The organism is Dactylosporangium sp. NPDC000521 (genome assembly GCF_042898305.1).
GTDB lineage: Bacteria > Actinomycetota > Actinomycetes > Mycobacteriales > Micromonosporaceae > Dactylosporangium.
In genome coordinates, this window is record NZ_JBIAYW010000020.1 from 23,962 (window position 1) to 38,695 (window position 14,734).

Genomic DNA, 14,734 nt, shown 5'->3' on the forward strand with positions numbered 1-14,734 from the left:
GAACGAAGGCAGGCTCCGGAAACCTGCAGCACAGCGCCATCCGACATTCGCGCATGCCGCGGAGTTTCTCCGGATGCGCGGTAGTGTCTCAGGTACCGGGCCACACGCGTTCGAGGCGACCTCGAGTGTCTTTGAACAGGTACGGCCGGAGGTGGGGAAGTGCGGTCAGGGCGGTTTGCAGCTTGGCCACGTCTCTGGTGCCGGCGCGAATCGGCTGGTTGGCGAGCAGGTTGCGAAGCTCGGAGAACGGCCACACCAGTCCCAGCAGGCGTCGTAGTTCGACCAGAACCGCCAGACTTCCCTGCGGGACTTGATCAACGTAGATGTCGGTGATGACGGGTAGGTCCTCACGACCCGGCATGTCGAGGACGGGGCAGCCGGACAATCGCATGCTTGCAGCGACGCGCGCAGACTCGGCGTCGTCACACACGAGCATGGCAGCTGAGGTGAGCTGGTTGTACGGCAGGTAGGTGCCGTGGCCGCTGTCCATCAGCACCCAGCCAGGCTCCGTCTGCCAGAACTCGCCGGCACCGTCGTGCCAGGCGATAGTTTTCGTCATTCCGCCATCCTGGCAGACACCGTCCGCAAGACCACCGCTCGCAAACCCGGACGGGCTACGCCATCCCGTACCAGAGCCCGACGATGATCGCGCCGGATGCCCGTATCGCCGACTGCCGGCGCGCACATCTGCTGCCGTTGATGCGCGCCGGCTGGCCAGTGCTTGTCGCAGACGGTGACTGGCTCGGCGAGGCAGTGGCTTCCTGTACTGCTGATAGGAACTGTCAAGACCTGTGGATTGAGTGCGGGCGGCAAGCAGCATCCGCCCGCCGGCGGCCAATTGAAACTGCCCGGACAAGGCCATCTCGTCACGCAGCGTGCGGATGCTGACTAACTCGACACCCCGCCCGAACCGTCATCTACGGCACCTCGGGGATGCGGGTTGCGCCGTTCTGTCCGCACATTTGGGACGGTCCGAACCATCGCATCAGGCGCGAGAACCGTCGTTCCATCGCGAGGCAGCGGCCAACGTGCCAGGACAAATCACGTCAAGCCGCTACTCGCGTGGGCCGGTATCGCAGGGCGACCGCCCCCGACCGGAACTCGTGGCGATCCACGAGCTCGAGCTGGATGCGCTCGCGCAGACCGGCGAGCAACGTCGGCCCGTGTCCGGCAAGGACCGGCTGCACAAGGAACGCGTACTCGTCGATCAGTCCCAGATCTGCCAACGCCAGGGGGAGCGTCACGCCACCCACGAACAGGCCCTCTCCTGGCTCCTGTTTGAGCCGCTGAACCGCTTGCCCCAAGTCGCCTCGCACCAGATCGGCATTCCAATCGACCCCGCTCAGCGTGCTCGACACGACGTACTTCTTCGCCCGGTCGATGGTCTCGGCGAACGGGATCTGCCACTCACCCATCCAGTCAGGCCACGTGCCCGTGGCCGGCTGCCGCCACGCCGACTCCATCATCTCGTAGGTCACCCGGCCGAACAGCAGGGCATCGGCTCGTGCCATCTCCGCGGTCCAGTAGCGCATCGACTCCTCGTCTGGGCTGATCCCTGCCTCGTGATGGCAGCAGCCGTCGAGTGTGACGTTGATCGAGTATCGAAGTGGTCTCATCTCGTTGCTCTCCCTTGATGCGCGCAGCGCGTTTTCACCGGACCGTACTCAGACGCCTGCCGGCGCCATTTCTCATCGGCGCCCGATCCCACCTACTCAACACCGTCGTGGTGCGAACCAGACCGCAGATCGAGCGCGCGACCGATCCGGCGATCTGCTCAAGCCGCGGTCAGCCGGCGGCTGTCTCAGAACGCGCGGCCGAAGCGGCTCCATCGCATCGCCGACCGCCGGCACGCCGGCTGGCGCGCGTCGCGGCTCTCCTTGTCGCTACAGTGAGCGTTCACGCGGCTCCCGCGGCGCTCTCGCCGCCGCGACGTCGGGGCCGGTCGCGCCCGCGGTGCGTGTCAGACCTGGGCCCCTAAGCCGGTGATCTTGCTCGTTGATGATCGACGAGATGCTGGCGCAAGGCCCACTCACTCGTCGTCGGCCAGGTATGCGGCGCGGGCGGCCGCCTGGACGGCCGGATCGGAGTCGGCAAGCCCATGCGCAACGAGCGCCTCGTCCTCGTCGCGCCAGCCGCCGGCGAGCCAGGAGTCGCCGCCGGCGGCGCGGAAGCGGCCGAGGCCGAGGTGCCCGGCGGCGCGCACACGCGGATCGTCGGCCGCCGCCCATTGCCGGACCGCGGCACAGCCCTCGCCGGGCTGGGACGACAACAACTGCTCGATGACCTCGTCGAGCAGTTCACGGTCATCCTCGTCGGGCTCGGCCGTTGCGGCCTCGAGCAGGGTCGGCAGCGTTCCCAGCGACAGGCAGCCCACCACGACATCGATGTCGTACGCGGCGCGCAGTGCCGTCACCACCGCCTTTGCCAGCTCGGGCCGAAACGTGGGTGCTTCGACGGTCAACCCGTCGGTCGCCGTCAACCGCTCCATGACGTCGTCGTCGAACGCCCAATCCTCCACGCCGTGCGTCCTTTCCATCCGTTTGCATCCGACCGCCGGTGGCGCACCACAACGCAGCCTTTGGGTCACTGCCCACGCGGGCCGTCCGGCGTGGGGCTGCGACGTTAGCGACCTATGGTGGGCTGCCGGCTGGGGGAGAACGCCGACGAACTGTACCTTCTGCCTGGACGCCAAGCCTCTGCCCGCGGTCCGTTCGCACCGGTGTGGCGCTGCGACGCTCAGGGAGGTCGGATGCTCAGGCGTGTGGTTCAGGACCGGACCGGTTGACGCTCGTGGACGTGATGTACCGCTGGTTTCATCTGCGACCGCGCGTCACCGTCGGCGGAACCACGGGCGTCGTCGTGTGGCGGGTTGGCTGCCGGTGTCCAGGCCCAGTGCCGCGCCGTACGCGACGAGCCCGTCCTCACCGCCGTTGGAGAAGCGCTTCATCACCCGCTGGACGGGCCAGATGCGCCTGCCGTCGGGCAGGTCGAGCGCAATGTTGACTTCGGCGGCCGGGTCGTCGTCATCGCCGGACCATGCCGCGCCGGTGTGGCGACGCACCACCTCGCCGACGTAGGCGCCCAGGGCGAACAGCCGTGCACCCAGCTGCTGCGCGAGCAAGCCGTTCGGGCGAGGCTGGCCGTCCGGTGCCTCAACCTCGAAGAACCGATCGAGCTCCCACAGCGAGCCCGGCGAGAAGTCGGCCCGGTACCCGGACCCTCCCGCTGCACCAGGTGGTGATCCCGCACATCGGGCTGTTCGTCGGGGAGATGCGCGACCTGGGCAGGCTTGCCGCGGACTGTGCGGCGAACGGGGTGTCAGCGTCAGCCTGTACCACAACGCGCCGTCTCCGCCGGTCACCACTCCTGCTTGATCGGCCGCGTACTCATGCCGCCAGTCGCGCGATTGGCGACTGATGATCGTAACGCTTCGTAAGCAACGCCGGAAGCCTCCGTGCGTACTCGTGCCGAACGGAGGATGTTCTGAAGGTCGTGTCTCGCCGTCCCGGGTCTGCTTGTGCTGCCGGTACTGCTGGCGTGGAGCTCGCATGGCCGATCGTCCGAGGCCAGCGCCTGCGGCGTCGCACGTATAATCCGACGTGTTGCGTGGGCGAGAGGGGCGATGAGGCAGGACGACGTGCCGGTGGAGGTCACGCTGGCCTGGTCGGACGAGCGGTTGGAGACGGCGATGCGGGCGTTGCTGCACCGCGATGCCCGCCCCGGGCTGGCGCTGCTCGCGGCCACTCGGTCCGACCCGCACCGCCGGGCACTGTACGTAGACGTCCTCGGCAGCGTCGGTGAGCACGCCCTGCGCGACCTGCGGGCGCTGGCGCAGGAGGGCGAGGATCCCGACCGCTGGCTGCTCTTGGGAGCGGCCCTGTCGTCTGCTGCGGCGAGTGCCCGTGGCGCGGACATCATTTCCCGGACGAGCGACGAGCAGATCGAGGGCATGCTGAACCTCGCCGGTCACGCCCGCACGGCGCTGCGCCGGGCCGCTCGTCTCGCCCCGGCCGACCCGGTGCCGTGGAGCGAGCTGTTCGGGTGCGCGATGGGGGCCGTCGAGCACGACGGGGAGCTCGACGAGTTGTTCGCCCAGGTCGAGCGGCGTGCCCCGGACCTCTACAGCGCCAACATCTCCCGGCTCGTGTCGCTCACCCGCAAGTGGTACGGCAGCCAGGAGCAGGCGCTGGCCTACGCCCGCGGCCGCACCGAACCGCTGCCTCCGGGCCACCCACTGTGGGCGCTGGTCGCGTACGCCCACATCGAAGGGCTCGTCGACCTCACCATGCGGGGCAACGTGCTGTCGCGGTTCTGGCGGTACACCCGCTACACGTCAAACAAGACGGTGCGGGCCGAGGTCGACGCCGCGTCGGACCGGCTGCTCGCGGATGCTGACCGGTTCGCCGACCATCCCGCCACCCGCCCGGCACACCAGGCGTTCGCCACGTTCTACTACCAGGCCACCGTGCTCGAGCGGGCTCGGCCGCACCTCGAGCGCGGCGGCCCCCGCCCGGCAGTCATGCCGTGGGGGTACTTCGGCGACCACGCCGAGGTGTTTGCGCTGGCCCGCAAGGAGGCCGGCCTGCCCGATCCCGCCGCAGGCTGAGACGGTGGGCTTCGAACGGAACGCCAGGATCGCGCGCGACCCCGCGCGGCCGCCGGCGGACCGGATCCGGGCGCTGCGGCGGTGCGTGTCGAGCTACGCTCCGTACGGGTACACCGCCACGCTCGCTTACCTGCGGGAGTGGTTCGGTCCGCTGGAGGATCCCGCGCGGCTCGTTCCCGCGTTGGAGGCGCTCACCGCGAGCCGGAAAGCGTGGTTGGCCGAGGTCGCGGTGTTCGCCGACCACCGCCGCGCTGCGAAGGCCCGTGGCCGGCGGCGGCCGGCCACGGCGGAGGTCGCGCCGTACCGGTCAACCGGCTGGCCCGGCGGCGGCGCAGCGACCGACCGCGTGGTGGGCCCGGCGTTCCTGCGGTCCTACGGCATCGCGGTCTGGGAGCCCGCACCGGTGGACCACCGCCGGCGGCTGCGCCGGGTGCGGCGGGTGGCGTGGCCGTTCACGCTGCCGGCGACGGTGCTGGGCGTCGGGCTCGTGCTCCTGCCGATGCTCGGCCTCGCGCTGCGGGCGGTGTTCGACCCGCCGCCGATCGCACTGTGGTCGTTCGTCCTCACGGCGCTGGTCGCGCTGCCCGTTGCCGTGGTGAGCCAGGCCCCACCCGGGTCGCTCCGGCTGCGCGCGGTCCACGCCCGCAACCGCAGGGTGGTGGCTGCCGCCGAGGCCGCCGAACGTCGCCTGGTGCTCGATCGCTCAAAGACCTTCCACCTGTAGCCCCGGCCCTCGGACCGGCATCCGGCCACGACAATCTCGCATGTATGCCCGGTGCGCCTCCCTCGTACGACCCTTCACACCAAGACCGCTCCTGGGCGGCCAACGCCCTCTATGCCGCCGGTCGCGCGATTGGCGACTGATGACCGTCACGCTTCGTAAGCAACGCCGTTTGGCCTCCGTGCGTACTCGTGCCGATGAGCGCATACATGGCGATTGTGTGTACCGTGGGCGCATGCAAGATCCGTCGCGGCCGCCGCGCGACCACCGGTCGTGGCAGTGGGCCCCGCCCCTCGGATCTCTCGTCGGCGCGATGATCTTGTGCGGCATCGGGATCTTCTGGACGGCCGACGAAGATTACGACGGCGCGATCAGCATGCTCAACCCCATCTCCCTCGGCGCCTGTTGCGGCGCAGTCGTACTGACCATCGCGGCACCGGTGGTGTGGTGGGCGACCCGCGACTCCCATCGGGAGCACTGAGGATGTCCTGAACGCCATCCGCTCATGCCGCCGTTGGTGTGCGGCGGCCGGCCGTGCACGTCACAGCGGGTGACCAGCACGGCGAGGCCAAGGTTTCCCGTCCTGCCGATGAGCGTGATGACACTCCCTCTGAAGTTGTGGCGGAGCACCTCCTTGCCCGCAGCGGCCGAACGTCTGGCGTTTCAGCATCTTCGGTTCATGTGGCCTGCCACGGGTCGGGTGGCCATGACGGACGAAGCCGGCACTTGCTGGCTCTGGTCAGCGGCGCCGGCTCCGGCGGAAGGCGTCGGCGACGGACCTGTCGGTGAGTGACAGCTGGGTGTGGATCTGGTCAGCGGTGTCCGGGTCGAGGTCGTCGAGGAGCGTGTCGGCCTGACGCCACTGCTCGCGGGCGGTCGCGAGGTCCCCAGCGAGGTGGTGGCAGGCGCCGAGGTGGGCCAGCAGGCTCGCCTCGGCGTACCGGTCGCCGAGCTCCCGGAACAGGTCGAGGGACTGCCGGTAGTAGTCGGCGGCGCGGCCGGGGTCGCCCGACTGCAGTCGGGTGTCGGCGAGGCAGGACAACGTGTGAGCCTCGTGGCCACGGTTGCCGAGCTTCTGGTGCAGGACGAGGGCCCGCTCCAACAGGTCGACGGCCCGGTCGTGGTCGCCCAGCCGGCCCTGGTGCCAGCCGCAGTTGGTGAGCGCGATGGCTCGGCCGACGTCGTCACCGAGCCGCTCGAACAGGTCGTGGGCGCGCCGGGCGGCGGCGAGCGCATCGGCCTGCCGGCCCTGGATGGCGTATACGAGGTCGCGGTGGTAGTGCGTCCACGCCTGACCGGCCGGCTCGTCCCGGGATCGGTCCAGGGCCGTGTCGAGGTTGCGGTGAGCGTCGTCGAAGCGGCCCAGGTCGGCCAGCGTGACGGCCAGGTTTCGGTACGCGCGGGCCTCCTCCAGCGGATCGCTCAGCCGGCGCGCGGCGGCCACGGCGGCCTGCTGGGTGCCGGGCCGGTCGTGCCAGCGACCCAGCCGGTGCAGGATGTCGAACAACGCCCGCGCCAGGTGGCAGGCGTGCCGGTCGAGGCCGAGGTCGGCGGCGAGAGTCAGGGCGGCGTGCAGGGCGGGACGCTCGGCCGCGAACCAGACCAGCGCATCGTCGGGTCCGGTGAAGGCGGTGACGCAGACGCCCGCAGCGGGCGGGTCGGGGACGGCCGCGTCGATGTGCCCGTGCAGGAGCACCGTGGCGGCGTACGCGGTCTGAGCGTAGTGGTCCACGATGCGGCGCCGCGCGGCTGTCCGGTCCGCGTCGTGCGTCTCGCACAGCTCGGCGGCGTAGGAGCGCAGCAGGTCGTGGCACGTGTAACGTCCGGGGGCCACCTCGGTGAGCAGGGTGGCGCGGGTCAGCTCGGCCAGCGGTGCCCGTACATGCGATTCGGGGACGCCGGCCAGGCTCGCGGCCGCGGCGACTGTGCTCCCGGAGCCGGGATGGAGGCCGGCGACCAGCCGGAACACGCGCGCCGCCGGGTCATCGAGCGTCTGGTAGGACCACGAGAAGATCGCCCGCACATCGACGGCGCGGTCCAGCGCACCGAGGGCGTCGCGGAGCTCATCGGCGAGCGTACCGAGCGGATGGGTGGCACGGATCGCGGCGCGGGCCGCGACGATCGCCAATGCCAGCGGCAGCCCGGCGCAGCGGCGGACAATCTCGTTGGTGGCGGCGGGCTCGGCGGCGATCCGATCCGGGCCGAGGCGGTTCACCAGCAACCGCCTGGCCTCATCCGCCGGGAGCAGGTCGAGGGCGAGCGGACGCGCTGCGTAGGTCATGATCAGGCTGGCGAGGTGGTCCCGGCTGGTCACCACCACCAGGCAACCGGGCGCCGCGGGCAGCAACGGGGCGACCTGATCGGCGTCGCGGGCGTTGTCCAGCAGCACCAGCATCCGCCGCCCGGCCAGCAGGCTGCGGTAGAGCCCGGCCTGAGCGGCCGCGCCGGCCGGGATTCGGTGCGGCGGTACCTGCAGCGCGACGAGAAACTCGACGATCGCCGCTTCCGGTGCCACCGCCTCCCCCGACGGGTCGTATCCCCGCAGCCCGGCATAGAGCTGACCGTCCGGAAACCGGTCGGCGACCCGGTGCGCCCAGTGCACGGCGAGCGTGGTCTTCCCGACACCGGCCGTACCGGCGATCACCGCGACCCGCGGGGACCCCGACGCCCTGCCGTCCGGCGCGCCGAGCAATGCGTCCAGTGCCGCCAGCTCCGCCTCCCGCCCGGCGAAGCCCTCGACGGCGGCCGGCAGCTGCCTGGGCACCGTACGCCCGCCCGGCACGGTCCGCGCGCCGTGCGCCAACAGGTCCACGTGCACCTGCCGGAGCTCCGGACTCGGGTCGGCGCCGAGTTCGTCGGCGAGCCGGCGTCGGATCGTCTCGTACAACTCCAACGCCTCGGCGGGGCGGCCGGCCGCCTCCAGGATCCGCAGCAGCCGCACCCACAGCGACTCCCGCAACGGATGCCGCTCGGCCAACTCGGCCGCCTCCGACGCGTCCGGGCGCGATCCGTCCGCCAGGTCCAGGTCGACCCGCCGCTCGAACGCGGTCAGGTACCGCTCCCGCAGAGCCGGGGCCACGGACCGCTCCAGCCAGTCCGACCGGATCCCGTCGAACGGGACGCCGCGCCACAGCGCCAGGGCGGCGGCCAGCCGGGACCCTTCCCTTGCCGGGTCCGGCGCCGCCGCGGCCTCGTCGAGCAGGCGGCCGAACCGCAGCGCATCCACCCGGTCCGGTTCCACGGCCAGCACGTAGCCACCCGGACGGGCCGCGACCAGCTGCTCACCCGCGGTGCCGACGGCCCGGCGCAACCGCTTGATGCTCGTGCGGACGTTGGCCCGCTGGTCACCACCGGGACCAGTGCCCCACACCGCGGCCGACAACCGCTCCAGCGGCACGGTACGACCCGCCGACATCGCCAGCACCGCCAGCACCGCGCGCAACCGCCCGGCCGGCAGCTCGACCTGCCGCGCGCCGACCGATACCCGCAACGGACCCAGCAGGTCGACGGTCAGCACACGGATCGCCTCGCCATCACCGGTGCAGTTTCACCGATCTGACAGAACACTGTCACGCCCATCCGTCCAAACTAGCGATGATCCGCTCGCAGCTCACCGAGGAGGCCAGGTGTCCATTTCCGTGCTCGACATGTCGGTGTCCCTTGACGGCTACATCGCCGATCCCGACGACTTCCTCGGGGGTGACGACGGGGAGCGGCTGCACAAGTGGGCCGATGTGGACGGAGAGCCGTCGGTCAAGCAGTTCCGGGACGAGTGGAGCGCGGCCGGTGCGGTCCTCGCGGGACGGCGGACCGCCGAGCTGATGGATCACTGGGGCGGTAGTCATGCCGGCCTTCCGATCATCGTGCCCAGCCACCGCCCGCCCGGCCCGGCCGCCCGCTGGGGCTACCCCCTGGTGACGTACGTGACCGACGGGATCGAAAGCGCGATGGCGCAGGCGAAGGCCGTCGCCGGGGACCGGGACGTACAGGTGCGCGGTGCGTACACCGGCCAGCGGGCGATCGAGGCCGGAGTGCTGGACGAGGTGCAGATCCATCTGATCCCGGTGCTGCTCGGTCACGGCCGCCGGCTGTTCGACGTATTGCCGTCGCTCGTCGAGCTGGAGATCGTCCGGGTGATCGACACGCCGGAGGCAACCCATATCCGCTACCGCATCCGACGCTGAGCTCGGTCGACGATCGCGGCGCAGAGGCGGGGGTCAGTGAAGGTCTTGGTTCAGCCGGAGAACGCCTCGTTGGACGCGATCGCGACGGAGGCGTTCTCCTCCCGTTCCGTGAGCACCTGGAACAACAGTTCCGCGCCGCGTTTGTCGACTTCGATGTAACCGAGTTCGTCGATGCAGAGCATTGGTTTGGCGCGCAGTCGGAAGCCGTGCCCGTCAGGGTGTTGCTGGTCAGGCTCGTCCTTGCCCATGCATGCTCACTGCCCATGACGTACGACCTCGCCGTCTGGGGAGGCGACATTCCAGACGAGTCGAACGCGGCCGCGACCTTCGCCGCTCTCTACATCTTGGCCGGCACCGGGACGCCGGACGCCAGTTCGTTAGTCCGAGTTCGGCAGGTAGACGGTCTCGGCCGTTGCGACACCGGAGAAGGCGATCGTCCTGGTACCTACCCGCAGATGGCTGTCGTCGGCGAATTCGACCGGTATGCCGTTGACGCAGGCCACATCGACCCGACTCTCGCGCACCAGCCAACCGGTGGTACGCAACCGGTAGCACATGTCGTCGTAGCCCAGGCTGTGCACGGACCGGGCGTACAGCGCGTGCTGTCCGTCCGGCGAGACCGCTGCTCGATGGGCCGGGGAACGTTCGTGTTTGCCTGTCTCGACGACGTTGGCGGCCGCGGCCACGATGACGGCGAGCGGCGCGAGCACCCCGGCGAACACGGTCAGCACGCGCGCCACGACCTTCTTGTCCGACACCCGCCAACTCGCCGCTGCCAGCAGCACCAGCCCGGCGGCGAAGAGCAGCGCTGCGCGGGACGGCGGCTCCAGCGGCGCGAGCGCAACCAGATGCCACGACCCGACGTGCGCTTGGAACTGCACGGCAAGGTCGAACGCCAGCATGACGGCGCCGGCCACGAGCGCCATGGTGGCCGGAATGCTCCGAGTGCTCTTCACCATGGACATGGTCGACCGATTCGCATCTGCCGTCGACCCGGACCGGCGAATCTCCACAAACTCAGCACAGGCCGGACATCAGCAAGGCGCGCGGCCCAGTAGGCGTGATCGCGCGGCAGGTACGTCGCGACGGCTTCCGCATTGACAAGCACCGGCCGACCGTCAGGGATCTTCCGGGCGGGTCAGCCGCCGGCCTTCGGGAGCGCCAGTTCGGCGAACACGGCCCGGTGGTCGCTCCCCGCGATGCGATGGATCACGACCTTCCGCACTCCGACGCGCTTGTCGGCGAGGATGTGGTCGAGCGTCACGCTCGGGAAGTACCACCGGTTGTCGTAGGGCCACGACGTGGAGAGCCCGGCACCGGCGAGGTCGGCGGCGTCGTGGTACCCCTTCGCCACCACCCGGCGGAACGCCTTGTGGTCGAGGGTCGAGTTGAAGTCGCCCATGAGCAGGTTGACCGGCCCGCTTGGGGTCGCCGCCGGCTGCGCCGCGAGATCGGCCAGCCAGCAGGCGTCCGTCGTGCGGCCCATCGGGGCGCACGGGTGCGCCGACTCGACGTACACCTCCGGGGCGTCCGGCACCTGCACGCTGGCGTGCGCCTGCATGAAACCGCCGGCGAGCTGCCGGTATCCCTTGTCCGCGAGCGGGAAGCGGCTGTAGACGGCCGAGCCGCCCGCGTCGGCCCGCGGATAGGTGACCGCGTCCGGCAGTGTCTCCTCCAGCCCGGCCGCACGCAGTGCGGCACGCCCCTCCGCGGTGTATTCCTGGACGGCGAGCAGGTCGACGGCGCCGTCGCGGACGAGGCGCACGATCTGGTCGGGGTCGGCCTGGCCGTAGAGCATGTTGACGGTCATCACCCGCAGCGTCGGCCCTGCCGGAACCCCGGCGTCGGTGTCGGCGATCCAGCGCGGTAGGACGCACGCGGCGAATGCGACCACCACAGCCGCCGCCGCGACCGCCGGCCAGATCCGCTTCGTCAGCACCGCGAGCGCCAGCGGCACCAGCGAGACCACCGCGATGTAGGGGGTGAAGGCGATGAGCTGGATGGTCGGGTAGCCGCTCTCCAGACCGAACACCCGCGCCGCCGCCCATACCGCGAACGGCGCGATGAGCAGCCACAGCAGCACGGTCAGCCACCGACGCCGCCGAAGGGTCGCAGCAGGCGACGCGCGCGGCAGGGATCCCTCGGTACTGATCATCCCGCCAAGGGTAGAGGAACGGGCAAGTCGGCCCCGATGAGTCGCCAGTGTTGTGGCTGTCCACGCATGCCGGCCTGAGGACGTGCCGTGGTTGCGAGCTCCGCGCAGTGGACTGCGACGTCGAGCGGTTCTCTGGCTCAGTCGTCCTCGATGTACCCCGTGGCGGGGTCAACCTGGGCCAGGAAGCCGCGGATGTTCTCGATGTGCTCGTCGAGCGACAGGTTCAGGGTCGGACTCACGCCGAATCCGTAGCCGGGGTTCGGCCCGCTCAGCCACGCGTAGTCAGTACCTCCGAACTCGTTCGGACTGAGGGCGAACAGCTCTCCGTCGACTTCAAGCGTGAGTGACCTGACGCCGGCAGCGCCTGGGGGTTCGGGGCACACGCCGGGCACGGCCTCCGGGTCGCCATCGCCGTTGTCTGGGTAGATCGCCTTCACGCAACCATCTTCGCGTGCTTGCCCGACCGACGGTCCCGCAGCTGGCCGAAGAGGGACGCTACGGCTTGGTGAAGACCTCACGGAAGTGCTCAGCGCACCGCCAACGAGGTCGGTCAACGGCGCACCCGAAAGCGCAGGTGAAGCACCCGGTTGCCCTGAATCACCACGTCAGGATCCTCCAACAGGTGCTGCGCGTCGACCGACCCGAAGTAGCGCTTGCCGGACCCGAACACCACGGGTACGACGTCCATGCGCACCTCGTCGACCAGACCCGCGGCAAGCACCTGGCCACCGACGTCGCCGGCGGCGACCTCGACCATGCGGTCACCCGCAAGCTCCTGCGCCTTGGCCACGGCTGCCTCGACGCCGTCGACGAAGTGGAACGGCGCCTCGGGGTCCCAGCCCTCGGGCGCCGGCCGGTGCGTCACGACGACCACGTGGTCGATCCCGCCCGGCGGCTTCCCGTCCCAGCCGTCCGTCATGTCGAAGACGTGGCGGCCGACGACTGTCACCCCGATCTGGTCCCAGTACGGCCGGGTGTAGTCGTAGGACGTCTGCGACACCTTCAGCGCGCCGCTCTCGTCCAACGGGACGTCGCCGCTGGACAACCAGTCGAACAGCGGTCCGGGCTGGTCATGCTCGTCCGCGACGAAGCCGTCCACCGACACCGAGCTGTACACGACCACCTTGCCCACGGGGCTCTCCTCTGCATTCGGGTGCCCCCAAATTATCGCGTCGTGAGCTGGCGCTCTTGTAAGAAATCAATCGGCCGGCAGCGGCCAGCCGTCCATCACGTGGCCGGGATGTTCGCGCAGGAACCGCCGCCGGACTTCGACGTACCGGGTCGGCGTGAACCCGGTGAACGCCCGGAACTCGTGGCCGAAGTGGGCCTGGTCGAAGTAGCCTGCGCCACCGGCGAGGTCGCCCCAGTCGATCGGTCCGGCGGGGTCGATCGCGAACACGGTGGCGGCGAAGCGGTAGGTGCGGGCCAGCCGCTTCGGCGTGACGCCGATGTGCTCCTTGAACCGCTGTACCAGATGAGTGCTGCTGACGCCGGCTGCCACGCTCAGGTCGCCGATCGCCACCGCCCCGCTGGTCGCTGCGATGACGCTGCTCGTATGGCGGACCAGCCCCACGCCGGCGGTCTCGCACAGCCGTCGCATCAGCTCCTCCTCGAGCAGCGTCAGCATCTCGTGCGGTCCGTCCGCCGTGGCCAGCCGGTCTCGCAGTTCAGCAACGGCGGGCCGGCCCCAAACCTGCTCTACCGTCACCGGCCGGTCACACAGCTCGGCCGCGGGCATCGGCAGGAACGGCGCCAGCCCCCACGGCTTGACGTGCACGCCGACGGACCGGGTCCGGACTGGGTAGCCGAACTCCAACGCGCGGGTGGGCGTGGTGATGACGCAGCCGTCGGCGTACTCGGCCGTCTCGGTGCCAGTGCCGGCGCGGATGCGGAACGGCGCCCCGAGGTTGACGATGAGCAGCGCCGCCGGCATCGGCGGCAGCGTCAGCCGGCCGTACGGCGGCGCACCCTCCAGGTAGTAAAGGTCATCGATCAGCCCGTCCAGCGGCGGTCGCGGCACTCTGGACACGTACTCCATGTGCACAGCATCGCCGACGCCCCGCCGGCATCGCGCGCCGGGCTGGTCCAGCCGCGCTGCCGCCAGCATTGCGCAGGCAGCCCCTGGAGCCGGTATGCCCCTGGCGACGACCACACCCGGTGACCGGCGCGACTACCACCACAAGGCCGCCTGTTTGAACACCCTGCGAGCGCCTTGGAATCATGAAGACGATGGAAGACGGCCAAGCCCTTACGGCGTTCATGGCGACCGTGAGCATCGGTGACACCCTGACGGGAACCGTCGCGGAAGTTGCGCCGCCAGGAGCAGCGGTGCTGCTCGGTGGCTTCGCCGACGACCCGGTCGGCTTCATCGGCTGCCTGGACTACTCCTGGCGATCCTTCCAACGATCGCCCGGTGAGATCCTTCAGATCGGCGACCGGGTCTCCGCCGAAGTCATCACTGTCGATCACCTGAGGCGGCGGGTCCTGCTTTCACGGTCAGCGACCGAGAATCCGCAGCTTTGGGCCTTCCTCAAGGCTCTTCACCGGGGACAGCGCCTGTCGGGCACCGTGGCGGCCGTCGAGAGGTTCGGCGTCTTCGTGGATCTGGACGACGGGCCGAAACACCCCACCTTCATCGGGGTCGGATTCATCACCATGCCCGAGCTGTCCTGGAGCAGTTTCGAGGACCCGTCCGGGATCGTCTCCACAGGACAGCATGTCACCTGCGAAGTCCTCGCCTTCGACACCACCAATGGTGAGGCCCGTCTGTCGCTTCGCGCCACCCAGCCTGATCCTTTCGTGGACTTCGCTCGCACCTTTCAGGTGGGGCAGATCCTGCATGGCTCGGTCACCAAACTGGTGCCCTTCGGAGCATTCGTCCGCGTTACGGACGGCATCGAAGGGCTGGTCCACCTCAACGAACTCTCCACCACGCCCATCGAGACGCCAGACCAAGCAGTCCGGATCGGCGACAAGGTCACCGTCACCATCACCGAAATCGACCTGTCCCGGCGCCGGCTCGCTCTGTCTTGCCGCCGCTGATCCGCTCTCCCGAGGTGTCGTTCGTC

General features: G+C 70.0%; 16 protein-coding genes. 5 read left to right on the forward strand and 11 right to left on the reverse strand.

Annotated elements, in window-relative coordinates; genetic code table 11:
- Positions 1-88: 88 nt before the first annotated feature.
- The 4 genes from ACFY3L_RS42225 to ACFY3L_RS42240 all read right to left on the reverse strand — a co-directional run bounded on the left by ACFY3L_RS42225 (position 89) and on the right by ACFY3L_RS42240 (position 3,121).
- Positions 89-559: a hypothetical protein gene (locus ACFY3L_RS42225; RefSeq protein WP_389338120.1), complete on the reverse strand. Its 471-nt coding sequence runs from the start codon at positions 557-559 to the stop codon at positions 89-91.
- A gap of 487 nt (positions 560-1,046) precedes the next feature.
- Positions 1,047-1,616: a dihydrofolate reductase family protein gene (locus ACFY3L_RS42230; protein ID WP_389338123.1), complete on the reverse strand. Its 570-nt coding sequence runs from the start codon at positions 1,614-1,616 to the stop codon at positions 1,047-1,049.
- A gap of 413 nt (positions 1,617-2,029) precedes the next feature.
- The gene (locus tag ACFY3L_RS42235) at positions 2,030-2,488 is read right to left on the reverse strand and encodes a hypothetical protein (protein ID WP_389338126.1); all 459 of its coding nucleotides are present in this window, start codon (positions 2,486-2,488) and stop codon (positions 2,030-2,032) included.
- 342 nt (positions 2,489-2,830) lie between these two features.
- A complete protein-coding gene (locus ACFY3L_RS42240; protein WP_389338128.1) occupies positions 2,831-3,121 on the reverse strand; it encodes a hypothetical protein in 291 nt (96 codons plus the stop codon).
- A 501-nt stretch (positions 3,122-3,622) separates the two neighbouring features.
- Between ACFY3L_RS42240 and ACFY3L_RS42245 the strand changes: the two genes are divergently transcribed.
- The 3 genes from ACFY3L_RS42245 (at position 3,623) to ACFY3L_RS42255 (ending at position 5,808) form a co-directional block, all read left to right on the forward strand.
- Complete coding sequence (locus ACFY3L_RS42245; protein ID WP_389338131.1) at positions 3,623-4,606, forward strand: hypothetical protein; 984 nt, start codon at positions 3,623-3,625, stop codon at positions 4,604-4,606.
- A 4-nt stretch (positions 4,607-4,610) separates the two neighbouring features.
- The gene (locus ACFY3L_RS42250; protein WP_389338134.1) at positions 4,611-5,330 is read left to right on the forward strand and encodes a hypothetical protein; all 720 of its coding nucleotides are present in this window, start codon (positions 4,611-4,613) and stop codon (positions 5,328-5,330) included.
- Positions 5,331-5,562: 232 nt separating this feature from the next.
- The gene (locus ACFY3L_RS42255; protein WP_389338137.1) at positions 5,563-5,808 is read left to right on the forward strand and encodes a hypothetical protein; all 246 of its coding nucleotides are present in this window, start codon (positions 5,563-5,565) and stop codon (positions 5,806-5,808) included.
- Positions 5,809-6,066: 258 nt separating this feature from the next.
- Here the strand turns inward: ACFY3L_RS42255 and ACFY3L_RS42260 are convergent, their stop codons facing one another.
- Positions 6,067-8,844 carry a BTAD domain-containing putative transcriptional regulator gene (locus tag ACFY3L_RS42260; protein ID WP_389338139.1) on the reverse strand — a complete coding sequence of 926 codons (2,778 nt, stop codon included), beginning with the start codon at positions 8,842-8,844 and terminating at the stop codon, positions 6,067-6,069.
- A 109-nt stretch (positions 8,845-8,953) separates the two neighbouring features.
- Here ACFY3L_RS42260 and ACFY3L_RS42265 point away from each other — a divergent pair, with 109 nt between their 5' ends.
- Positions 8,954-9,511 carry a dihydrofolate reductase family protein gene (locus tag ACFY3L_RS42265; protein WP_389338142.1) on the forward strand — a complete coding sequence of 186 codons (558 nt, stop codon included), beginning with the start codon at positions 8,954-8,956 and terminating at the stop codon, positions 9,509-9,511.
- 50 nt (positions 9,512-9,561) lie between these two features.
- On the opposite strand, the gene ACFY3L_RS42270 is transcribed toward ACFY3L_RS42265, so the two are convergent.
- The 6 genes from ACFY3L_RS42270 to ACFY3L_RS42295 form a co-directional block, all read right to left on the reverse strand.
- Positions 9,562-9,759 (reverse strand): ATP-binding protein, encoded by a 198-nt coding sequence (locus tag ACFY3L_RS42270; RefSeq protein ID WP_389338145.1) that lies wholly within the window; start codon positions 9,757-9,759, stop codon positions 9,562-9,564.
- A gap of 129 nt (positions 9,760-9,888) precedes the next feature.
- Positions 9,889-10,437: a hypothetical protein gene (locus ACFY3L_RS42275; RefSeq protein WP_389338148.1), complete on the reverse strand. Its 549-nt coding sequence runs from the start codon at positions 10,435-10,437 to the stop codon at positions 9,889-9,891.
- A 212-nt stretch (positions 10,438-10,649) separates the two neighbouring features.
- Positions 10,650-11,666: an endonuclease/exonuclease/phosphatase family protein gene (locus ACFY3L_RS42280; RefSeq protein WP_389338151.1), complete on the reverse strand. Its 1,017-nt coding sequence runs from the start codon at positions 11,664-11,666 to the stop codon at positions 10,650-10,652.
- Between the two features lie 137 nt (positions 11,667-11,803).
- Positions 11,804-12,103 carry a hypothetical protein gene (locus ACFY3L_RS42285; protein WP_389338154.1) on the reverse strand — a complete coding sequence of 100 codons (300 nt, stop codon included), beginning with the start codon at positions 12,101-12,103 and terminating at the stop codon, positions 11,804-11,806.
- Positions 12,104-12,216: 113 nt separating this feature from the next.
- Entirely contained in the window at positions 12,217-12,798 is a 582-nt protein-coding gene (locus tag ACFY3L_RS42290) for a dihydrofolate reductase family protein (protein ID WP_389338157.1), read from the reverse strand.
- 66 nt (positions 12,799-12,864) lie between these two features.
- Positions 12,865-13,704: a helix-turn-helix domain-containing protein gene (locus ACFY3L_RS42295; RefSeq protein ID WP_389338160.1), complete on the reverse strand. Its 840-nt coding sequence runs from the start codon at positions 13,702-13,704 to the stop codon at positions 12,865-12,867.
- A 182-nt stretch (positions 13,705-13,886) separates the two neighbouring features.
- On the opposite strand from ACFY3L_RS42295, the gene ACFY3L_RS42300 reads away from it, so the two are divergent.
- Complete coding sequence (locus ACFY3L_RS42300) at positions 13,887-14,708, forward strand: S1 RNA-binding domain-containing protein (RefSeq protein WP_389338163.1); 822 nt, start codon at positions 13,887-13,889, stop codon at positions 14,706-14,708.
- Positions 14,709-14,734: the final 26 nt, after the last annotated feature.

What these genes read in the sequence shown, in the direction of transcription:
- ACFY3L_RS42225 (WP_389338120.1), bottom strand. Translation starts at nt 559, where the DNA reads ATGACGAAAACTATCGCCTGGCACGACGGTGCCGGCGAGTTCTGGCAG.
- ACFY3L_RS42230 (WP_389338123.1), bottom strand. Translation starts at nt 1,616, where the DNA reads ATGAGACCACTTCGATACTCGATCAACGTCACACTCGACGGCTGCTGC.
- ACFY3L_RS42235 (WP_389338126.1), bottom strand. Translation starts at nt 2,488, where the DNA reads ATGGAGCGGTTGACGGCGACCGACGGGTTGACCGTCGAAGCACCCACG.
- ACFY3L_RS42245 (WP_389338131.1), top strand. Translation starts at nt 3,623, where the DNA reads ATGAGGCAGGACGACGTGCCGGTGGAGGTCACGCTGGCCTGGTCGGAC.
- ACFY3L_RS42255 (WP_389338137.1), top strand. Translation starts at nt 5,563, where the DNA reads ATGCAAGATCCGTCGCGGCCGCCGCGCGACCACCGGTCGTGGCAGTGG.
- ACFY3L_RS42270 (WP_389338145.1), bottom strand. Translation starts at nt 9,759, where the DNA reads ATGGGCAAGGACGAGCCTGACCAGCAACACCCTGACGGGCACGGCTTC.
- ACFY3L_RS42275 (WP_389338148.1), bottom strand. Translation starts at nt 10,437, where the DNA reads ATGGCGCTCGTGGCCGGCGCCGTCATGCTGGCGTTCGACCTTGCCGTG.
- ACFY3L_RS42280 (WP_389338151.1), bottom strand. Translation starts at nt 11,666, where the DNA reads ATGATCAGTACCGAGGGATCCCTGCCGCGCGCGTCGCCTGCTGCGACC.
- ACFY3L_RS42295 (WP_389338160.1), bottom strand. Translation starts at nt 13,704, where the DNA reads ATGGAGTACGTGTCCAGAGTGCCGCGACCGCCGCTGGACGGGCTGATC.
- ACFY3L_RS42300 (WP_389338163.1), top strand. Translation starts at nt 13,887, where the DNA reads ATGAAGACGATGGAAGACGGCCAAGCCCTTACGGCGTTCATGGCGACC.